Source organism: Pseudarthrobacter sp. MDT1-40-2 (genome assembly GCF_059383595.1).
Genome location: NZ_JBWZCL010000002.1, coordinates 86,663 through 106,079, shown reverse-complemented (window position 1 = coordinate 106,079; position 19,417 = coordinate 86,663). Strand labels below are relative to the sequence as shown.

The 19,417-nt window shown below is 63.8% G+C and carries 17 protein-coding genes, 1 tRNA gene and 1 other RNA gene; 7 read left to right on the top strand and 12 right to left on the bottom strand.

Annotated features, from left to right (window positions below):
• The first annotated feature begins 6 nt into the window (after positions 1-6).
• The gene (locus AC50X5_RS06610; protein WP_494975326.1) at positions 7-303 is read left to right on the top strand and encodes a DUF503 domain-containing protein; all 297 of its coding nucleotides are present in this window, start codon (positions 7-9) and stop codon (positions 301-303) included.
• An 80-nt stretch (positions 304-383) separates the two neighbouring features.
• Here the strand turns inward: AC50X5_RS06610 and purL are convergent, their stop codons facing one another.
• Genes purL through purS form a run of 3 tightly spaced genes read right to left on the bottom strand, consistent with a single transcriptional unit; the run spans position 384 to position 3,746 of the window.
• Positions 384-2,702, bottom strand: coding sequence for a phosphoribosylformylglycinamidine synthase subunit PurL (gene purL / locus AC50X5_RS06605; RefSeq protein ID WP_494975325.1), 2,319 nt, complete (start codon positions 2,700-2,702; stop codon positions 384-386).
• Positions 2,699-3,493 carry a phosphoribosylformylglycinamidine synthase subunit PurQ gene (purQ, locus tag AC50X5_RS06600; protein ID WP_494975324.1) on the bottom strand — a complete coding sequence of 265 codons (795 nt, stop codon included), beginning with the start codon at positions 3,491-3,493 and terminating at the stop codon, positions 2,699-2,701. Before purQ ends, purL begins: the two co-directional genes overlap by 4 nt.
• 1 nt (position 3,494) lies before the next feature.
• The gene (gene purS, locus AC50X5_RS06595; protein ID WP_494975323.1) at positions 3,495-3,746 is read right to left on the bottom strand and encodes a phosphoribosylformylglycinamidine synthase subunit PurS; all 252 of its coding nucleotides are present in this window, start codon (positions 3,744-3,746) and stop codon (positions 3,495-3,497) included.
• 357 nt (positions 3,747-4,103) lie between these two features.
• Between purS and AC50X5_RS06590 the strand changes: the two genes are divergently transcribed.
• Both AC50X5_RS06590 and AC50X5_RS06585 read left to right on the top strand, forming a co-directional pair.
• Complete coding sequence (locus tag AC50X5_RS06590) at positions 4,104-4,289, top strand: hypothetical protein (protein WP_494975322.1); 186 nt, start codon at positions 4,104-4,106, stop codon at positions 4,287-4,289.
• A gap of 289 nt (positions 4,290-4,578) precedes the next feature.
• Positions 4,579-7,767 carry a S8 family serine peptidase gene (locus AC50X5_RS06585; protein WP_494975321.1) on the top strand — a complete coding sequence of 1,063 codons (3,189 nt, stop codon included), beginning with the start codon at positions 4,579-4,581 and terminating at the stop codon, positions 7,765-7,767.
• Positions 7,768-7,901: 134 nt separating this feature from the next.
• Here AC50X5_RS06585 and AC50X5_RS06580 read toward each other — a convergent pair whose 3' ends face one another.
• From AC50X5_RS06580 to AC50X5_RS06570, 3 genes are read right to left on the bottom strand one after another with little or no spacing between them, the layout of a single operon-like run.
• Entirely contained in the window at positions 7,902-8,831 is a 930-nt protein-coding gene (locus tag AC50X5_RS06580; RefSeq protein WP_494975320.1) for a 3-methyladenine DNA glycosylase, read from the bottom strand.
• Positions 8,815-9,366 (bottom strand): SSI family serine proteinase inhibitor, encoded by a 552-nt coding sequence (locus tag AC50X5_RS06575; RefSeq protein ID WP_494975319.1) that lies wholly within the window; start codon positions 9,364-9,366, stop codon positions 8,815-8,817. The genes AC50X5_RS06580 and AC50X5_RS06575 overlap by 17 nt, the downstream gene beginning before the upstream one ends.
• Positions 9,367-9,417: 51 nt before the next feature.
• On the bottom strand, positions 9,418-9,873 hold the full coding sequence (locus AC50X5_RS06570) for a MarR family winged helix-turn-helix transcriptional regulator (RefSeq protein ID WP_494975318.1): 456 nt from the start codon (positions 9,871-9,873) through the stop codon (positions 9,418-9,420).
• 86 nt (positions 9,874-9,959) lie between these two features.
• Between AC50X5_RS06570 and AC50X5_RS06565 the strand changes: the two genes are divergently transcribed.
• The gene (locus AC50X5_RS06565; RefSeq protein ID WP_494975317.1) at positions 9,960-10,202 is read left to right on the top strand and encodes a hypothetical protein; all 243 of its coding nucleotides are present in this window, start codon (positions 9,960-9,962) and stop codon (positions 10,200-10,202) included.
• A gap of 6 nt (positions 10,203-10,208) precedes the next feature.
• Here AC50X5_RS06565 and AC50X5_RS06560 read toward each other — a convergent pair whose 3' ends face one another.
• Positions 10,209-11,567, bottom strand: coding sequence for an aspartate kinase (locus AC50X5_RS06560; RefSeq protein WP_494975316.1), 1,359 nt, complete (start codon positions 11,565-11,567; stop codon positions 10,209-10,211).
• Between the two features lie 314 nt (positions 11,568-11,881).
• On the opposite strand from AC50X5_RS06560, the gene AC50X5_RS06555 reads away from it, so the two are divergent.
• Both AC50X5_RS06555 and AC50X5_RS06550 read left to right on the top strand, forming a co-directional pair.
• Positions 11,882-12,853 carry an ABC transporter ATP-binding protein gene (locus tag AC50X5_RS06555; protein ID WP_494975315.1) on the top strand — a complete coding sequence of 324 codons (972 nt, stop codon included), beginning with the start codon at positions 11,882-11,884 and terminating at the stop codon, positions 12,851-12,853.
• Complete coding sequence (locus tag AC50X5_RS06550) at positions 12,850-13,983, top strand: ABC transporter permease (RefSeq protein WP_494975314.1); 1,134 nt, start codon at positions 12,850-12,852, stop codon at positions 13,981-13,983. The genes AC50X5_RS06555 and AC50X5_RS06550 overlap by 4 nt, the downstream gene beginning before the upstream one ends.
• A 59-nt stretch (positions 13,984-14,042) precedes the next feature.
• Here the strand turns inward: AC50X5_RS06550 and AC50X5_RS06545 are convergent, their stop codons facing one another.
• The 5 genes from AC50X5_RS06545 to AC50X5_RS06525 all read right to left on the bottom strand — a co-directional run bounded on the left by AC50X5_RS06545 (position 14,043) and on the right by AC50X5_RS06525 (position 18,847).
• Entirely contained in the window at positions 14,043-14,651 is a 609-nt protein-coding gene (locus AC50X5_RS06545) for a GNAT family N-acetyltransferase (RefSeq protein ID WP_494975313.1), read from the bottom strand.
• On the bottom strand, positions 14,638-15,237 hold the full coding sequence (gene recR / locus AC50X5_RS06540) for a recombination mediator RecR (protein ID WP_463936764.1): 600 nt from the start codon (positions 15,235-15,237) through the stop codon (positions 14,638-14,640). Before recR ends, AC50X5_RS06545 begins: the two co-directional genes overlap by 14 nt.
• Before the next feature lie 67 nt (positions 15,238-15,304).
• Complete coding sequence (locus AC50X5_RS06535) at positions 15,305-18,325, bottom strand: DNA polymerase III subunit gamma and tau (RefSeq protein WP_494975312.1); 3,021 nt, start codon at positions 18,323-18,325, stop codon at positions 15,305-15,307.
• A 50-nt stretch (positions 18,326-18,375) separates the two neighbouring features.
• An RNA gene (gene ffs / locus AC50X5_RS06530) (signal recognition particle sRNA small type) lies at positions 18,376-18,472 on the bottom strand.
• Positions 18,473-18,523: 51 nt separating this feature from the next.
• Positions 18,524-18,847 carry a hypothetical protein gene (locus tag AC50X5_RS06525; RefSeq protein WP_494975311.1) on the bottom strand — a complete coding sequence of 108 codons (324 nt, stop codon included), beginning with the start codon at positions 18,845-18,847 and terminating at the stop codon, positions 18,524-18,526.
• A gap of 289 nt (positions 18,848-19,136) precedes the next feature.
• Between AC50X5_RS06525 and AC50X5_RS06520 the strand changes: the two genes are divergently transcribed.
• A tRNA-Ser gene (locus AC50X5_RS06520) sits at positions 19,137-19,221 on the top strand.
• Positions 19,222-19,417: the final 196 nt, after the last annotated feature.

Below are 19,417 nucleotides of genomic sequence, written 5' to 3'. Positions count from 1 at the left end.
GGGTAGATGTGGATTGGATGGATCGAATGCGATGTCCTGCTGGGTGATGTTCACAGCCTGAAGGAAAAACGGTCGGTAGTGCGGCCCATCCTGGCCGAATTAAGGCGCCGGTACGACGTTTCCGCCGTCGAGGCGGATCTTCATGAGCAGCACCGCCGGACTGTCCTGGGCATTGGCCTGGTGGCAGCAGACCGCAGCCATCTGGTCGAGGTGCTTGACGCCGTCGAGCGTTTGGTGGCTTCCCGTCCGGAAATAGAACTGCTCAGCGTTCGACGCCGGGACCTCCGCAGCGAGGACCACTAGGCACCGGGGCACCGACGTCAAAAGAAATCCGCGGTGGTCCCGGACAAGCCGGAACCACCGCGGATCTCTGGTCGGTGCGTTTAGCCGAAGTACTTCGGCAGCGTTCCCTCGTGGGCTTCACGCAGCGCGTTCAGGGACAGCGGATCTACGCCGTTGATGGCGAGTTCGCCGCTCTCAGCATCGACAACGCCGATCCGGGTGTAAGCGAAGCCGCGGGCGGTGCACATGTCGTTGAAGCGGACCTCCTCCGAGCGCGGGACGCCAACAATGGCACGTCCCTGGGTCTCGGAGAAGAGCGCTGTGAACAGGTCCACGCCATCGCGGTCCATGACGTCCTGCAGGGCGATCCGGGCACCCACACCATAACGCAGCGAGGATTCCACGAGGGCAGCCGCCAGGCCGCCTTCGGAGAGGTCGTGCGCGGAGTCGATCATGCCGTCGCGTGAGGCGTTGATCAGGATCTCGCCCAGGGAACGTTCGACGCCAAGGTCAACCTTGGGCGGCAACCCACCCAGGTGACCGCGCATGTTCGCCCACTCCGAGCCGTCCAGCTCATTGGCCGTGGTGCCCAGGAGGTAGATGGCCTGGCCGTCTTCCCGCCAACCCGACGGCGTGCGGCGGGCGACGTCGTCAAGCTTGCCCAGGACTGCCACCACGGGGGAGGGGTGGATGGGCGTGGTGCCGGTCTGGTTGTACAGCGAGACGTTGCCGCCGGTAACCGGGATGCCCAGTTCCATGCAGGCATCGGACAGGCCGCGGATAGCCTCGGCCAGCTGCCACATCACGTCCGGATCCTCGGGGGAGCCGAAGTTCAGGCAGTCGCTGACAGCCATGGGCACGGCACCGGAAGTGGCCACGTTACGGTAGGCCTCCGCCAGGGCCAACTGCGCGCCGTGGTACGGATCCAGGTAGGTGTAGCGGCCGTTGGCGTCAGTTGCCAAAGCAACGCCCAGTCCGGTTTCCTCGTCAACCCGGACCACACCGGCGTCATCGGGGAACGCCATGGAGGTGTTGCCGCCAACGTAGCGGTCGTACTGGTCCGTGATCCAGGACTTGCTGCACATGTTCGGCGACGCCACCAGCTCAGTGACTGCTGCAGCCAGTTCAGCCGGAGCGGCGGGACGGCTGGCGTCCTGTACGGAACCGGTGAAGGAATCCGCCTGCACGGAGTCCTGCCATTGCGGACGGGCATACGGCCGGTCGTAGACCGGGCCGTCGTGGGCAACAGTGCGCGGGTCGACGTCGACAATGACTTCGCCTTCCCACGTGATGATGAGGCGGCCGGTATCGGTGACCTCACCCAGCCACGAGTATTCCACGGCCCACTTGTCCATCACGGCTTCGAAGGCTTCGATGTTCTCCGGGGTGACCACGGCCATCATGCGTTCCTGCGACTCGGACATCAGGATCTCACCGGGGGTCAGCGTGGGATCGCGGAGCAGGACCGAGGTCAGCTCAACTTCCATTCCGCCGTCACCGTTGGACGCGAGCTCCGACGTGGCGCAGGAGATGCCTGCAGCGCCGAGATCCTGGATGCCTTCCACCAGCGAGCCCTTGAACAGCTCCAGGCAGCACTCGATCAGGACCTTCTCGGCGAACGGATCGCCCACCTGGACGGCCGGGCGCTTGGACGGCTTGGTGTCATCGAAGGACTCCGAAGCCAGCACCGAGGCGCCGCCGATTCCATCGCCGCCGGTGCGTGCACCGAACAGGACCACCTTGTTGCCCTTGCCGGACGCGTTCGCGAGGCGGATGTCCTCGTGGCGCATGACGCCCACAGCCAGCGCGTTAACCAGCGGGTTGCCCTGGTAGACGGAGTCGAAGACCATTTCGCCGCCGATGTTGGGCAGGCCCAGGGAGTTCCCGTAACCGCCGATGCCGGCAACCGCTCCGTGCATGACGCGGGCCGTGTCCGGGTGGTCGATCGCGCCGAAGCGCAGCGGATCCATCACGGCAACGGGGCGGGCGCCCATGGAGATGATGTCGCGGACGATTCCGCCGATGCCGGTGGCTGCGCCCTGGTAGGGCTCAACGAACGACGGCGAGTTGTGGGATTCAATCTTGAAGGTTACGGCCCAGCCGTCCCCGAGGTTGGTCACGCCGGCGTTTTCGCCGATGCCTACCAGCATGTCCTTCTTCATTTCCTCGGTGACCTTCTCGCCGAACTGGCGAAGATGGTTCTTGGAAGACTTGTAGGAGCAGTGCTCGCTCCACATCACCGAGTACATGGCAAGTTCAGCCGCGGTGGGGCGGCGGCCCAGGACCTTGACAACCTCGTCGAACTCGTTCTGCTTCAGGCCGAGTTCGGCCCAGGGGAGATCGGTGTCCGGGGTCTTGGCAGCGTTTTCGACGGTGTCGATGTTGAACTTCTTGCCGATGGTTTCAGCTGAGGTGGTCACTTGGCGCCTCCCACGATCTTGGTCAATACGGAGGTGAAAAAGCCGAGGCCATCGACGTCGGATCCACCGACTCCGGCGGAGCCGGACCCAACAGATTCGGGGCCAAAGCCAGGTTCGATGGCGTGTTCGGGGTGGGGCATCAGGCCCACCACGTTGCCGGCGGCGTTGGAGATTCCGGCGATGTCCCGGCGGGAGCCGTTCGGGTTGAAGCCCACGTAGCGGAACACCACGCGACCTTCAGCTTCAAGGGCATCGAGGGTTTTTTCGTCGGCGAGGTACTGGCCGTCCTGGTTCTTCAGGGGGATGGTGATTTCCTGGCCCTGGCCGTAGTCGAGGGTCCAGTCGGTGTTGTTGTTTTCAACACGCAGGACCTGATCGCGGCACAGGAATTTCAGGTGATCGTTCTTGATCATGGAACCGGGAAGGAGGTGGGACTCGGTAAGGATCTGGAAGCCGTTGCAAATACCCAGGACGGGCAGCTTGGCGTCCGAGTTTGCAGCGTCAATGACCTTGCCCATCAGGGGGGCGAACCGGGCGATGGCGCCCGCCCGCAGGTAGTCGCCGTAGGAAAAGCCGCCAGGGATGATGACGGCGTCGACGTCACCAAGTTCGGCGTCGGCGTGCCAGAGCTGAACGGCCGTGCCTCCAGCGCGGCGGACAGCGCGGGCAGCGTCGCGATCGTCAAGTGTGCCGGGGAAGGTGATGACGCCGATTTTGGCACCGGCGAGTGCGCCGCCGTCGAACATGTCCGCGGCAGCCGGAGCCCCGCCGATCAGGGGAAGTTCAGTCATGTCAGGCTCCAACGACCTCGACGTTCACGACGTCTTCGATCACCGGGTTGGACAGCAGGGTCTCGGCGGCGTCGCGGGCCTGGGCCAGGATTTCCTCCGTCACCTCGCCGTCGACCGTCAGTTCGAAGCGCTTGCCCTGGCGGACAGAACTAAATGCAGTGAAGCCCAGCCGGGGGAGTGCACCCACGATGGCCTTCCCCTGCGGGTCCAGAATCTCGGGCTTGGGCATGACGTCAACAACGATCCGGGGCATCCGGCAACTCCTGTGCGTGAGCATTGGGTAAGGGCGCAGTGCAGCCCAGCGGAGTAGTGCCGTCTCACGCCGTGGCCTGGCGACCCGGTAGGGGATCAACAACAGAAATGAACGGACGCTCCGCGAGCTTGCTACTCTATTCTACCGGCCCCGGAGGCTTCGGCCGTCTCGATTGGGTTTGAAGGGTTTACCGGCCAGTAAGGCGTGGCCATTTCCGCTGCCTGGACTCTGACGTTCCCGTGTCTCCGGCCGCCGTCCGGGACGGAAGGGCCAGTCCCGGGCCTTCGCTTGTCCGGGTATGGGTTTCGTTTCCTGACTGCCCTGTTCGGCTGGGGGCCGCTGATCTAGGATGGCCGCATGGCTGCGAATCCGAAGTCCCTCCTTTTGCCCATGATGGCTGCTGCTGTCTTTGCCGGCCTGGGACGGATGGTGTGGCAAAAGATCCAGGCAGACCGGGCAGCGAGGGAAACCCGGGTCACCGGTGACATCGATGACAAAACCCGTCAGTGGATCAGCGAAGTGGTTCGTACCCCGCGCCAGTAGGACTCCGGGCCAAGCCAGCGCGGCGCAGGCCAGGTTCGCAGCCGGTCTGTGCGCCTTCGCGTAGCATGCTTCCTCCACGGCCGACGGCTCCCCTCTGTGTAAAGATCAAGTAAATTTGCATGACAAGCAAGACAACTTTGTTGTGGGCTATGTCATATTCGACTCTCAATCTGTACTGTGGGAAACGCTGGTCGAGCCGGTTGTCACAACCTGTCAATCCTGCGCAAATCCAGCTAATGTTCCCGGCCACGATGCCGGGACCGTTCCATTGGAAAGGTACACACCACTCGTGAAACCAGCAGGAAAGAGCTTCCTTGGAAGCCAGAGGGTCCGCAAAGCTGCCGCATTGTCCATCGGTTTGCCTTTGCTATTTACATCCGTCGCCATCATGCCCGCCACCGCGGCGCCATTGGCGGACCAGCCCGCCGCCGTTCAGCAGAAAAATCCCGATCCGGACAGCTACCCCGACGGCCGGTACATTGTGGTGCTGGCCGAGAAGCCTGCCGCAACCTACGAGGGCGGGACGCCCGGTCTGGGGGCAACCAAACCGGAGCGGGGCCGCAAGCTGGACGCAAACCGGCCTGAGGTGAAGCAGTACCAGGCGCACCTTGAGGCCGAACAGCAGCGCGTTGCCGCCGCGGAAGATGTCCAGATCAAGAACACCTTCACGGCCGCCCTCAATGGCTTTACTGCGGACCTCACCGCCCAGCAGGCCGTGCAACTCGCGAAGGATCCAGCGGTACTGACCGTGTCGCCGGACACGGAGCATGCGCCGGACTATTCCACCACCGATTTCCTCAAGCTCAGCGGTGCCGATGGCTCCTGGAACACTGTTTTTGGTGGCACGGAGAACGCCGGCAAGGGTGTTGTGGTGGGCGTGATCGATTCCGGATACGCTCCGGAAAACCCGTTCTTCGCAGGCGTGGACGTCCAGCCACTTACCGGTGAACCGCAGGTGGGTGTGCCCTACCGGACTGAAGATGGCAAGATCGCCATGCTGAAGGCCGACGGCGACACTTTCCTGGGTGAATGCCAGCCGGGAGTTGGTACTGGAGCAAGTTTCGACGGTAGCGCCTGCAACTCCAAAGTCCTGAGTGCGCGCTACTTTGCCGATGATTTCCTGCGCTACACGCCGCCCGGAAACCGTGCTCCCCAAGAGGTCATTTCTCCCGTGGATGTAGGCAGCCACGGAACCCACACCGCCAGCACGGCGGTCGGCAACGCCAACATCGAGGCCACCCTCGGCGGCCGTGACATGGGCGTCACCGGCGGTGTGGCCCCGGCGGCCAAGCTGTCCGTCTACAAGGTCTGCTGGGAAGACACAGACCCCAACACCGGCGGCTGCTACAGCTCCGCCTCCGTTGCCGCCATCAACCAGGCAATCCTGGACGGCGTAGACGTGCTGAACTACTCCATTTCCGGCAGCACCACGTCCACCACGGATCCGGTAGCGCTGGCTTTCCTCTCTGCAGCATCAGCCGGCGTCTTTGTGTCCGCTTCCGCCGGAAACTCAGGACCGACCGCCAGTACCGTCAACCACGGTGCGCCGTGGCTGACGACCGTGGGGGCGTCGTCGTTCTCCAGCGAACTGCAGGGCACCATTGAATTCGAGGACGGCACCAAGTACCGCGGCGCCAGCCTGATGGCTGAGCCGCTCCCGGCCACCAACGTGATCCTGGCGACGGCGGCTGCCGCAGCAGGTGGCGCCAACCCGGCACTGTGCGGGCCCAACACATTGGATCCGGCCAAGGTTGCCGGGAAGATTGTTGTCTGCGACCGTGGCGTGATCGACCGTGTGGTCAAGAGCACCGAAGTCAAGCGTGCCGGAGGTGTAGGCATGATCCTGGTGAACGTCACACCCTCCTCCGAGGATGTTGACGTGCATGCTGTTCCCACCGTCCACGTCAACCCTCCTGCTACGGACGAGATCAAAGCCAAGGTCACAGCCAACCCGGAGATCAAAGCTTCCCTGGCCAACACCGACACCACCGGACTGCCCAAGGCACCCCAACCGCAGGTGGCCGGATTCTCCTCCCGCGGCCCCCTGCTGGCCTCGGGATCAGACCTGCTGAAGCCGGACGTAACAGCTCCCGGCGTGGCAGTGCTGGCCGGCGTTTCACAGGTTGCCAGCGGTGGCGAGGATTTCGGAATGATGTCCGGCACGTCCATGGCTGCTCCGCACGTGGCGGGCTTTGGCGCGCTGGTCCTGGCCAAGAACCCCACGTGGTCCCCGGCCACCATCAAATCGGCCATGATGACCACCGCGACGGACCTGGTAAACGCGGACGGCAGCCGTAACGGTGACGTCTTTGCCACTGGTGCCGGACAGGTTGCCGTGACTGATGTTCTGGATCCGGGCCTGGTCTACGATGCCAACCAGGAGGACTACCTGAAGTACATCCAAGGTACCGGACTGGACCTGGGCATCCCGGGACTGGGCAGCACCGCTGCCAAGGACATGAACGTTGCGTCCTTCGCCCTCGGAGCCCTCACCGGCAAAACTGAAGTGACCAGGACTGTTACCGCCCTGACTCCTGGCCTGTACCGTGTTCAGGCAAACGTTCCCGGAGTCAGCGTGAAGGTGACGCCATCGGTTCTCAACTTCGACGCAGTGGGCCAGACGCGCACCTTCAAAGTGAAGTTTGAGAACAACGGTGCTGCGCTTGGCCAGTTCGCCATGGGCAATCTGGTGTGGCAGGGCGCCGGCAAGACTGTTGCCTCGCCCATCGCCGTCCGGCCGCAGGCTGTCACGGCGCCGTCGAACATCGCCTTCACTTCCCAGGGCAGTACCGGTTCAGGCCAGATCCCGGTGGTTTCCGGCACCAATTCACCGGTCAACATCACCCTGGATGGGCTGTCCAAGGCTGATTCCACCGCGATCGAGCTTGTTCCCGGCCCGCTGGCCATGGCAGGCGATGCCTCGAACGCTGTGAAGGAAGTGACGGTTCAGGCAGGCTCGCCGCTGGCCAAGTTCTCCGTCTTCTCGTCTGACGACGCAGCGGACTTTGACCTGGTTGTTGTGGACCCCACGGGCCGTTCGCTGCTGGCACAGACAGCGTCCGCCAGCGAATCGGTTTCCGTTCCCAACCCGCGGGCCGGCGTGTACAAGATGTACGTCAACCTGTACTCGAGCCCGAACGGCCAAGCCACCAAGGCCTCGATGGACGCCGCGGTACTGGGTGCGAACGTTGGAAACGCTTTCGTTTCGCCCAACCCGCTCAAGCTCAAGAACGGCACGACTGGAGCCCTGACCCTCAACTGGACCAACCTAGCTGAGGGTTCCTACATCGGCCGCGTCAGTTACGAAGGGTCCAGCACTGCAACATTTGTTTCGGTGCTGGTTGCACCCGGTGGCGCAGCCAGCGTTCCCGGTGACGAGGCGGCAGGGGCCACTCCTGAGCAGCAGGACAAGGTGAAGAAGGAAAAGAAGAAGCAGGAACTGCCCGAAACGACGGGCACCGTGGACCTGGGAATCTAGCCGGGAAGCAAAACTCAGCTGGATCTGCCAACGGCAAGCATCAACCGGAGGCCACCGGACCATATCTGGTCCGGCGGCCTCCGGCGCTTAACACGGTACGCAGGCGATGGACGGGCTCGGCGGGCAGCCAAAAGTCACGGCTGGGAGCGGGGTATGTGCAACCCAGTCAAAGCATCGGCAAGGCGCTGCCGCAGCACGTCGGCTTCGGCTGCAAAGGCCCGTTGGTGCTCCACATATGCCGCCTTTCCGTCCGGAGTTTCAATCCGGATGGGCGGGTAGCCCCAGGCCTCGAGATCGTAGGGCGAGGCCTGCATATCCATGGCACGCACCCGCCATGACAACTCGAAGCAATCCATCACCAGATCGCTTGAAAGCGCGGGGGTCAGCTTGTACGCCCATTTGTACAGGTCCATGTTCGCGTGCAGGCAGCCCGGCTGCTCCAGGTGCCGCTGGTTCTCACGGGTGGGCTTGAGCCCATTGAGCGGGACCGCATCCGGAGTGTAGAAACGGAACGCGTCAAAGTGCGAGCAGCGGATCCGGTTCTCTTCCACTACACGGTCTGTTCCAGTTCCGCCCAGCCGGAGCTTCAGATACTCGTGGCGCAGTTCAAACTTGTCCTGCCGGTACACCATGGCCCACTCGTGCAGGCCGAAGCAGCTGAAGTTGGCGGGACGGGCCGCCGTGCCGCGCAGAATGATGTCTGCAAAACGGACCGCCTCGCTCCTGTCAGTAAGGAACGAATCCCTGTCCACCGTGACCGCCACCGTGCCAGGTCGGAGTCCGGCGTCCGCGAGCTGGCCGGCGTCGAGCATTTTGTAGTGTTTCCAGCCGGAACGTTGAGCCGCGGCCGCGCCGGTGAGAACCACGCCGACGCCCGGGTGCCAACGCAGCAGCTGCCCTGGCTTCTGCGTGTAATAGGTGAAAAGGAAGTCCTCCACCGGGTGCTTGCGGCCGGCCGAGCGGCGGGCAAGGTAGGGATCAGCATAGCGGCGGACGCGGACCTGATGGGCCGCTTCCTGTGCCTGCCACTCCTCGGCCGCGAGCGTCCTAAACTGATCCACCATCGGCGCCCAGCAGGTCCTTCGCAGCGTCCCAGGCGCTGATTTCGCAACCGTCAGTCCGTGAGAAGGTGGCCGCAACGGGAATGCCGTCCACTGCGCCGGTCACCGTGGCTGTTTGCGGACCGCCATATTGTTCAGTACAGATCCGGTTGGGGTCCGGCTTGCGGTGGAGCATCCCGGGGTTGGTCGTCAGCGCAGCACAGGCGGCCTGGGCATTGGGATGCGAGCTTTCCGCAGCGGCCGTGCCTGATTCGCACACCAGCGTGTAGTGGAGGGGCGCGGCGCCCTCGCCCGGTTCAACGACGATCGAGAGTTCCGCGCTGCCCGGACCGGACGGGACGTCCGTAGGTGCAGCGGGTGCCGGTGTCGGAGCGGTTGAAGCGTCGTCGGGCGGTGTAGTGGAAGCTGGGGATTCGGAAGGCATGTCAGTGGCTGATTCTGTGGGTGCGGCGGGCTGGTTGCCGGTGGAGCAAGCGGACAGAAACGCAACAAGAACTGCGACGGCGACGGCCATCACCGGGAGGAGTATCTTGCGCATGGTCCGTTCCTCCTGAGTCGTGGCCATTCTACCGCCCTGACGCCAGGATCTTCAGCGGGAGGTGGCAGCGATAAGGGCCATCATGGAGGAATGCAGCTCAGTTACCTGATCGCGGGTGAGGCCTAACCGTTCCATCATGGTCCCGGGGACCGCGAGGGCTTTGTCGCGCAGTGCGGTGCCGCTGGGGGTGAGTTCCACGGCAAGTGCCCGTTCGTTGCCGTCCACCCGCCGCCGGGTGATAAATCCCGCGGACTCAAGCCGCCGTAGGAGCGGGGAGATGGTGGCCGGGTCCTGTGCGAGTGCTTCGCTGATATTCCGTACCGTCCGGGGACTTTCTTCCCAAAGGCACAGCATCACCAGGTACTGGGGGTGGGTCAGGCCCAGTTCTTCCAGGACGGGCTTATAAGCCCCCACCACGCTGCGGGAAGCAACCGTCAGAGCGAAACACAGTTGGTGCTCCAACCGTAGGTCATCCGATGCGGCTGCGGTGACTGCCATGGCGCTCATTCCTTTGGTTAGACTCTGGAAACTGCTCGCACTAATCATTAGTGCATTAACTATTAGGCTACACTGTAAGAGCTGGATCGAATCTGATGAGGAGTTCACACGTGGAAAAGGAAAACCGTGCCCAACGGTTCATGCGGTTGACGGGAAGGTTGCGGATGTTCTTTGGTCCCGCTACCCGTACGGACCTTTATCACGCGATGACTGAAGAGAACCGTGAACTCCTCGACGCCCAGAGGCGGGCGGCCGCAGACCAGTTTGAGACCGTCCGCCGGGCTGACGGAACCACTTACCTCGTGCCGCGCGACCCGGAAGACCGGTCCCTGCGCTAGCAGGCGTTAGCGGCCGGTACCGCCGTAGACGGTGGCTTCCTGCTCGCTGTCCAGGTCGAACGCCTTGTGGATGGCGCGCACTGCGTCGTCCAGCAGATCGGCATGCGTTACAACAGAGATCCGGATCTCAGAGGTCGAGATCATGTTGATGTTGATGCCGGCGGCCGAGAGCGCCTTAAAGAACGTGGCGGAGACGCCCGGGTGCGAGCGCATTCCAGCGCCGATCAGGGACAGTTTGCCGATCTTTTCGTTATATTCAATGCTCTCAAAGCCGATTTCCGGCTGGGCTGCCCGCAGCGCAGCCAGTGCGTCCGCTCCTTCGATGATGGGCAGCGTGAAGGAGATGTCGGTGCGGCCGGTTCCGTGGGTAGACACGTTCTGCACGATCATGTCGATATTTGAGTGGGCGTCAGCAATGACCTGGAAAATTGCCGCTGCCTTGCCGGGGATGTCCGGCACCCCCACTACGGTGACCTTCGCTTCGGAACGGTCATGTGCAACGCCGGAGATGATTGGCTGCTCCAAGGCAACTCCCTCTTGAATGGTGATCTTGTCGTCGGCGCCGGGCAGGACCCAGGTGCCTTCGTTCTGGCTGAAGGACGAACGGACGTGCAGCGGCACTCCGAAGCGGCGGGCGTATTCCACGCAGCGCAGGTGCAGGATTTTGGCCCCTGACGCCGCCAGTTCCAGCATTTCCTCGCTGGAAATGGTGTCAATCTTCTTGGCCGACGCCACCACACGCGGATCGGCGGTATAGATGCCGTCGACGTCGGTGTAGATCTCGCAGACGTCCGCTTCCAGTGCTGCGGCAAGCGCCACCGCTGTTGTGTCCGAGCCGCCGCGGCCCAGCGTGGTGATTTCGTTCGTACTGCGGCTCATGCCTTGGAAACCGGCCACAATGGCGATGTGCCCCTTGTCCAGTGACGTACGGATCCGGTGTGGATCGACGTCGATAATCCTGGCCTTGCCGTGGATGCCATCGGTGATCATGCCGGCCTGGGAACCGGTGAAGGACTGTGCGGTAGCGCCGTACTTGTTGATGGCCATGGCGAGCAGCGCCATGGAGATGCGTTCACCGGCGGAGAGCAGCATGTCCATCTCACGGGCGGGTGCGGAGTCAGTGACCTGCGCGGCGAGGTCCAGGAGTTCGTCGGTGGTGTCGCCCATGGCGGAGACCACCACCACTACCTCGTTGCCCGCGTTCCGGGCGTCCACAACGCGGCGGGCCACACGCTTAATGCCTTCGGCGTCGGAAACCGAAGAGCCGCCGAACTTCTGGACCAGAAGCTGCTTGGTGGCGCCGTTCCTGGCGGGCCGCGTCCCGGGCAGGGGCTCGGAGTGCACTTCGGTAGTGGGCGTGCTCATGCGCGTACCTTCAATGGATCTATCGGATTTCTGGACAGTCTTGGAGCCGGAAGGCCTCACGGCCGAGCAGCGTACTGATGAAGCCAGTTTATCGCCGCCCCTCCCCGGGCGTTGAATTGTGACTGAAAACTGCATCATTGTCCCGAGTGTGAGGGCGGATTCCTTACTCCTGCGGGTGCTCAGCAGGAGCACGGCGCTGGTGCTGTGCTCCTGCGTGGAGGCCAAGGGCGTGCTGTACCGGCATGCTTCCGCAGCGTAGGCTGACGCATAGCCAGTATGCACGTCGGATCTTGGGGGAAACAGGTGCAGAACAAATGACCGCAGAGTCAGGAACAACGGGGGTGCCCACTTCAGGGCCGGCTCCGGAACAGTCAGGAATACGGGCGACGGCGGTGCGCCGTTCCTTTGGCGCGGTGCTTGCCGTCGACCATATGGACCTCGCAGCCCCTGCCGGGCAGGTCACCGCCCTGATCGGGCCAAATGGCGCCGGGAAAACCACCCTGCTGCTGATGCTGGCGTCGTTGCTGGCCCCGGACTCCGGGACCATCACGGTGGACGGCCTGGACCCGCAGCACCACCACGCTGCCGTCAGGCAGAAGATTGGCTGGATGCCGGACACCCTGGGCATATGGGAGTCGTTGACAGCCCGGGAGATTTTGACGCAGATGGCCCGTTTCTACCGGCTTCCGGCTGTGCAGATTCCCGAACGGGTCAACGCGATGCTTGCCACGGTGCGGCTCGCCGATCTGGCAGACCAGCCCGCCCGTGTGCTGTCCCGCGGCCAGCAGCAGCGGCTCAGCCTGGGGCGCGCTCTCATCCATGATCCCAGCGTGCTGCTGCTGGATGAGCCTGCCTCAGGACTTGATCCGGGCTCACGACTGGAACTGCGGGCGATGCTTCGGGGCCTGGCGTCTGATGGGAAGGCCGTGGTGGTTTCCTCCCACGTCCTCAGCGAGCTGGATGAGATCGCCGACGGCGCAGTCTTCGTCAACCGGGGGCGGACGCTGAGCCAACAAACAACTGCCGATGCTGTGGCGGGCGGACGCAGGTACGCGGTATCGGCGGTGAACGGTCCCGGACTGGTGGCCAAACTGAACGGACTGGGCCTGGTATTCCGGCAGGAGAACAACCGTCGTGCCACCATCAGCCTGATGCTGCTCAACGATGACGACGCCGCGCGCCTCCTTAGGGAACTGGTGCTGGCCGATGTCGGGGTCATCTCCTTCGCGCCCGCCACGGGTGCTTTGGAAGAGACTTACCTGAAACTGGAGGCACGGACGTCATGAGTACTGCAACGGAATTGTCCACCTCTCCCGCTGGTTCGGCTGGCAGTTACCTTGGCGCTGTCCGGGACGTGGTGGTCCTGGAACTCAAGCAGCGGCTGAGGTCCCGGGGCTGGTACATCATGTTGGGCATTTGGTTTGCCCTGACAGGGATTGTGACGGCCCTGACCTGGGCCGGCTGGGAATCCTCCAGGCAAGCGCGCCTCGGTTACGACATGCCGGACACCAGCGTTGCTGCCGGTGGGGGACCGGGCTCCATGATTTTTGAAGTGGTGCTCGCCTTTGTGTTGCTTTTCGCATTGTTGGTGGCTCCGGCATTGTCCGCCAATGCGGTAAACGGCGACCGTGCCGGCGGGACGCTGGCCATCCTTCAGGTGACGCTGCTGACGCCGGGTCAGATCCTGTGGGGGAAGTTTTGCGCTGCCTGGATCGCTGCACTCATCTTTTTGGTGGTCAGCGCTCCGTTCCTCATTGTCGGCGTTTCCTTGGGCGGCATGACACCCGGCCATGTGCTGGTGGCGTTGCTGATGCTGGCCGTGGAACTCGCGGTCGTCTGTGGCCTGGGTGTAGGGATCTCGGCCATCGCCGGGCGGCCGTTGTTCTCGATTGTGGTGACGTATCTGACGGTGGCCGGGTTGGTCTTCGGGACGCTGATTGCCTTCGGCCTGGGCGTCGGACTGGCCCATGGGACCGTGCTGGCGAACCAGACGCAGTACAAGGAATATGTGCCGGATCAGCCGGAGGCCATTCCCGCTTATGAATGCAGCGGCCCGCTGCGGGAGATGCCCGCCGTGCGCACCGAGCGCGTGGCGTGGATGTTGGCCATGAACCCCTTTGTGGTGGTGGCGGATGCTATCCCGTACCCGGACCGTACCGGGGGCAACAGTTATGGGTTCGCCGGCGGGGCCATGGAATCCATCAGCCAGGGGGCGCGGCATGCCTTGGCTGGACCGGAAGGTTCCTACGCGTGCGCCAACGGCCAGCCCCAACCCCATTATCTGGCGCAAACCACCCCGCTATGGCCGCTGGGCCTGGGGTTGCAGGTGGCGTTGACCGGACTGATGCTATGGCTCGGCTGGCGCTCGCTGCGTACTCCTGCCAGGAAGCTGGCGCGGGGTACCAGGATCGCTTGAGCCTCCCCAACCGGGTAGCAGGGGAAGTTTCTATACTGCGGTCTATGCGGCACCCGCTGCTACTTGGCTGGGCGGTCCAGGCGCATCCGGATCGATGCGAGATTCTTGCCGTGGCGGTCAGCCGACGCCGGCACGAACAGGTCCTGCTTGAATCCAAGTTTTTCCAGCAGCCGGCGCGAGGCCAGGTTGGGCTCGTAGATGGCCGCGAGGATGCTGGTGATGTTCCGTCTTGCAAAGAGCCAGTTGACCATGGCGCCGGCAGCTTCACGGCCCAGGCCCTTGCCGTGCTGTCCAGGGTCCAGTACGTAACCCATTGCGGCGTGGTCCTTGGGGACAGTTCCCGGCTGGATCCTCCCGTCCGCGGATATCTCGTTGGAGTTCCAGGCCCTTGCGTCCCCAATCAGTTGCCCGGTCCGGGTGGCCACCAGCGCCCAGGGCACCATAAACCACTCCGCAGTGGACACCTGCGCCAGCTCGATTGAGTGCCGGATCCGTTCCACGGTTTCCGGTGCAGTGAGCACTCCGTGGGACAGGAACCTGGTGACGTCAGCCTGACTCCGGTACCGGTGGACGGCTGGGGCGTCGTCCCCGGTCAACAGCCGCAGTGTGAGCCGACTGGTTTTGATCGGGGCCGGCAGCACCGAACGGAGGTGGTCAGGTGAGGGCATTGCGCCTGCCCTCAAATGCCCGGCCCAAGGTTACCTCGTCGGCGTACTCGAGGTCGCCACCCACCGGCAGCCCGGAAGCGAGCCGGGTGACGGCAATGCCAATGGTCTTCAGCATCCGCGCCAGGTAGGTTGCCGTGGCCTCACCCTCAAGATTGGGATCCGTGGCGATGATGACTTCCTGGATAGCACCGTCGTTAAGCCGGGTGAGCAACTCCCGGATCCGCAGTTGTTCGGGGCCGACTCCCGCAATCGGGTTAATGGCTCCCCCCAGCACGTGGTATCTGCCGCGGAAGGACCTGGTCCGTTCGACGGCCAGTACGTCTTTGGACTCTTCCACGACGCAGATCACCGCTGGATCACGACGGGGGTCGCGGCAGATATTGCACATCTCCTGCTCGGTGACGTTCCCGCAAACTGTGCAGAACTTGACTCGTTCCTTCACAGTGGTGATGGCATCGACCAGCCGCTTCATGTCCTGCGGATCGGCTTCGAGGATATGGAAGGCCAGCCGCTGGGCGGACTTGGGCCCAACTCCTGGCAGGCGTCCGAGCTCATCAATCAGCTCCTGGACAGCACCTTCGTACACTTTTTCCTCATTAGCTCGAGATGGATCTGGTCAGCGGATCCCATATGGACCGCTTCCCCCTGACGCCCTAGAAGCGGGGCGGCAAGGGACTTCCGTCCAGGGAACGTTCATCGATCAGCTTTCCGCCCAGAATACGCTCGACGGCGGCACGGCCGAACACTCCCGACTCCTCGATGGTTTCATCTTCCGGGTCCGGGATGTCCTGGACGTATGGCTTGGTTGCTGCCGCGGTGGCCTGGGCCACCCGGGCACGGCCGGCCTGGGCTTCCGGACTGTTGGACAGCCGTTGGTACAGGCTTTGGCGTCCGGATGGTGCGGGTGCAGGCACGGGTTCGGTGGTTCGGACCGGAGCCGGGCTGGCTGCAGCGGGGACAGCAGCCGCCATGGAGTAGGCCGGTTCGCGGGCAGGTGGCCCGGTGGGTTCCGTTTCCTGTGAACCCCAGCCGGAGTCCTCAGGCCTTGCAGCCAGTGTGGACGACGACGGCGCTTGCTGGCCGGTTGCCTGGGGTACCGGCGAAGCTGGAGCAGCAGGCTGCACAGAAGGCCCGGGGCGCTCCTGCCCTGTAGAGATGTTGGTGGTCGAACCAACCTGCCAGACGCCGGGAGCCTGTTCGACAGCCCGCGACCAGGGATCGTCAACGCGGGATTCGGTGGTGCCGCCGCTGCGGGCCTTGGATTCGGGTGTGAGGGAATCCCGCGGCGGGGATGCCTGGCCAGCAGCAGTGCCGTGGGCTGGATTGGACGGCATCCAGTCCATAGGCGGTTCCTCGTCCAGCGGCGGAGCATGCTCGTCGAGGGGAGGACCCCAGTCGTCGTCCGAGTAGCTCGCGATGGTGGCATCGGGACCCGAAACGGCAGGCGAGGGCTGGGCAGCGGTTGCTGAAGAAGCTGGAGTGGCTGCGACGGCCCGATCTGCGGGAACTGTGACGGGTGTTGCCGGGGCCGCAGGTCCAACAGGAGACGGTGCTGCCGCCCGCGGAACGGGGGCCGCCGGAATGACGGACTTGATGGTGGGAGCCGAGCCGGAAGGGACCAGACCCCAGGCTTCATCAACGGACGTCGGCGTGACGTCCGGAGTGGTTGGCGCTTTTGGGTTTGGCTCAGAGCTCGCAGGTCCGGTTCCACCGGCAACAGCCGTGATCTGGCAATCAATCCCCACAGTCTTGTGAATCGCCTGACGCAGGTTGTCCGAATGCTCCGCCCGCCCGAATGCGCCGGCCAGGCCACTGGTGGTGAAGGCCAGGGTCAGCAGCTGGCCGTCGAAGGACGCCACCTGGGCATTCGGCTCGACCAGGGCCCAGGTGCTCCGCTTGATCTTGGACAGCGTCTGGAGGACGTCCGGCCAGGCACGGCGCAATACTTCGACATCGCCATGCCTTCCGGCGGCGGAAGGCTGGGCAGCGGGCGGGGAAGAAGGCTGAGGCTGGGCTGATAGGGTCCCGGCAGGTGCCTTGGCCGGCATTGAAACAGAAGGAACTGGCGGGGCGGCCGATGCTGCAGCACTGGACGCCGAAGAAGCTGCCGGCTGGGAAGCAGCCGGAACCTGTTGCGCGGGTGCAACTGGTGGTGCAGAGGCAACTGGTGGTGCAGACGCTTCAGCGGGTGAGTCGTCGCGGGGCACGTCACTGGTGCTGACACGGGGCGGAGCGATCTGTTCACCATCCGGGCCGACGGATACGACTGGTTCGGCAGGCCCGGCGGCCGGTGCCCGGGTGACCGGAGCAGAAACAGCAGGTTCGGAAGCCAGGGGCGCAGAAACAGCAGGTTCGGAAGCCAGGGGCGCAGAAGCAGCAGGTAGGGGAGTGGGAGCGGCCGGGGACGCCACCGCAGGTGCCGCGGCTTCCGAGGCTGCAGCGCCGACGTCGGCCCGTCCTTCCAGGGGCGCGGCAGACGGGACAGGGGAGGCGACATCGTTCCCGGCGTAGTTGAGGCGTCGCTCTACGCGATCGATCCGGGCTGCGATGCCCCGTTCCGTCTGTTCAGCGCTGGGGAGCAGGATGCGGGCACACAGCAGCTCGAGGTGCAGGCGGGGGGAAGTGGCGCCGGTCATTTCCGTCAGCGCGGTGTTGGTGACGTCCGCGGCGCGCGAGAGTTCGGAAGCGCCGAGGTTGTGGGCCTGGTGGTGGAGCCTGGCGATCTGGTCTGCAGGCATACCGCGCAGGATGGCACTGGCGCTCTCCGGCATGGCCCGGACGATGATGAGGTCGCGGAAGCGCTCCAAAAGGTCCTCGACGAAACGCCGCGGATCGTGGCCGGTCTGGATGACCCGGTCCACGGCCTTGAATACGGTGGCCGAATCCGAAGCGGCGATGGCCTCCACAACGTCATCCAGCAAGGTGGCGTGGGTGTAGCCGAGCAACGCCACGGCGAGCTCGTAATCCAGGCCGTCTGCCCCCGCGCCTGCCATGAGCTGGTCCAGTACGGAAAGGGTGTCCCGGACTGAGCCGCCGCCGGCCCTGATAACGAGGGAAAGCACACCCGGCGCCACCGGCACGTTTTCCTGACGGCACAGCAGCTCCAGGTACGCCAGGAGCGGCTCCGGAGGAACAAGCCGGAAGGGGTAGTGGTGCGTGCGTGAGCGGATGGTGCCAATGACCTTGTCCGGCTCCGTGGTGGCGAAGATGAACTTGATGTGTTCCGGCGGTTCTTCGACGATCTTGAGCAGGGCATTGAAGCCGGCGGAGGTGACCATGTGGGCTTCATCAATGATGAAGATCTTGTAGCGGTCCCGGACGGGGGCGAAGGTGGCACGTTCGCGAAGATCGCGGGCGTCATCGACGCCACCGTGGCTGGCGGCGTCGATCTCGATGACATCGAGGGAACCAGAGCCACCGCGGGCAAGCTCAATGCAACTGGGGCAGGTACCGCACGGGGTATCCGTGGGGCCCTTGGCGCAGTTCAGGCAACGGGCCAGGATGCGGGCAGAAGTGGTCTTGCCGCAGCCGCGCGGTCCGGAAAACAGGTACGCGTGATTCACCCTGTTCTTCCGCAGGGCCGTCATGAGCGGCTCCGTGACATGCTCTTGCCCGATAACGTCTGCAAAGGAATCCGGACGGTATCTACGGTAAAGAGCAGTTGTTGCGGTCACAGGAAAACCCTACCAATCCGGTGCGACAGTTTGCTGGGCTGTGGGGGAATAGTAAAGACCCCCCATGCACCCGCCAGAGCCCATTTACCCTTGCTACCTTCCGGTCCTGGGGGAGTTCAACAGGATGACGCCACATGAGGGGCCGTCAGCAAGTTTACCCGAAGTTTGCCGCCGTCCCGAATCGACCGGACGGGGTGGTTACCGCCATCCGTCCACTCGCCAGCTCATGAATGCCGGCTCCTCATACGGATGGGCCGCGCGCAAGGCAAGCACCACGTCGCGGAGCAGGTCCTCCTCAACCACGCACTCGATCCGTTCCTCCGCAATTTCGGTGGCACCACCCACCTCGCCAAGGAACGGGACGGCGCCGTCCAACGGAGTAAAGCGTCCGGTGCCCAGCTGTACAAAGGAGCAGTGTGAATAGTTCCCGATCCTGCCCGCCCCTGCGTCACCAATTGCCGCGAGGACGTGGCTGGTATGGGTGGCGGGGACGTAAACAACCAGTGCGTGGAGTGGAGCCATGGCTCCATCCTGCCCGGGAACCGCACGAAGGCAAGAGATCTTTTCATTGCTTATCCGGGGGGCAAGGCCGATCATGGATATGTACACCGATTGGGGCAATCTCAAGGTTGTGAGCCGTGGGGCCTGGTGGGATGGCCGGACCCGGTGGCTCAACGGTGTATCGCCAGAATGGGCGCATTGGGGGCGCCCATTTTGCCGTTAAGCCGATGACGAGGAGTTATGGCATGCCAATTGGGCGTTGCCGCGAAGTTCAGGTAGTCTAGTATCTGCTTTTGATTCAGAAGCAACTGGAGAATTCGCCTAGCGGCCTATGGCGCACGCCTGGAACGCGTGTTGGGTTAACGCCCTCGGGGGTTCAAATCCCCCATTCTCCGCCGGAAAAACCCGGTCCTGACTTCGGTCAGGACCGGGTTTTTTGTTGCGCTGATGTTCTGCGTGCAGCTGGTTGCGCCGGTTGCGCTGAGCCGCTGCGACCCGGTACCAACTGCAGGTGGGCGGTCAGGATGACTTGGGGTGTCACCAACCGGCTCCAGTAGGGGGTTCCCAAGGTCACCCTATTGTGGTCCCATA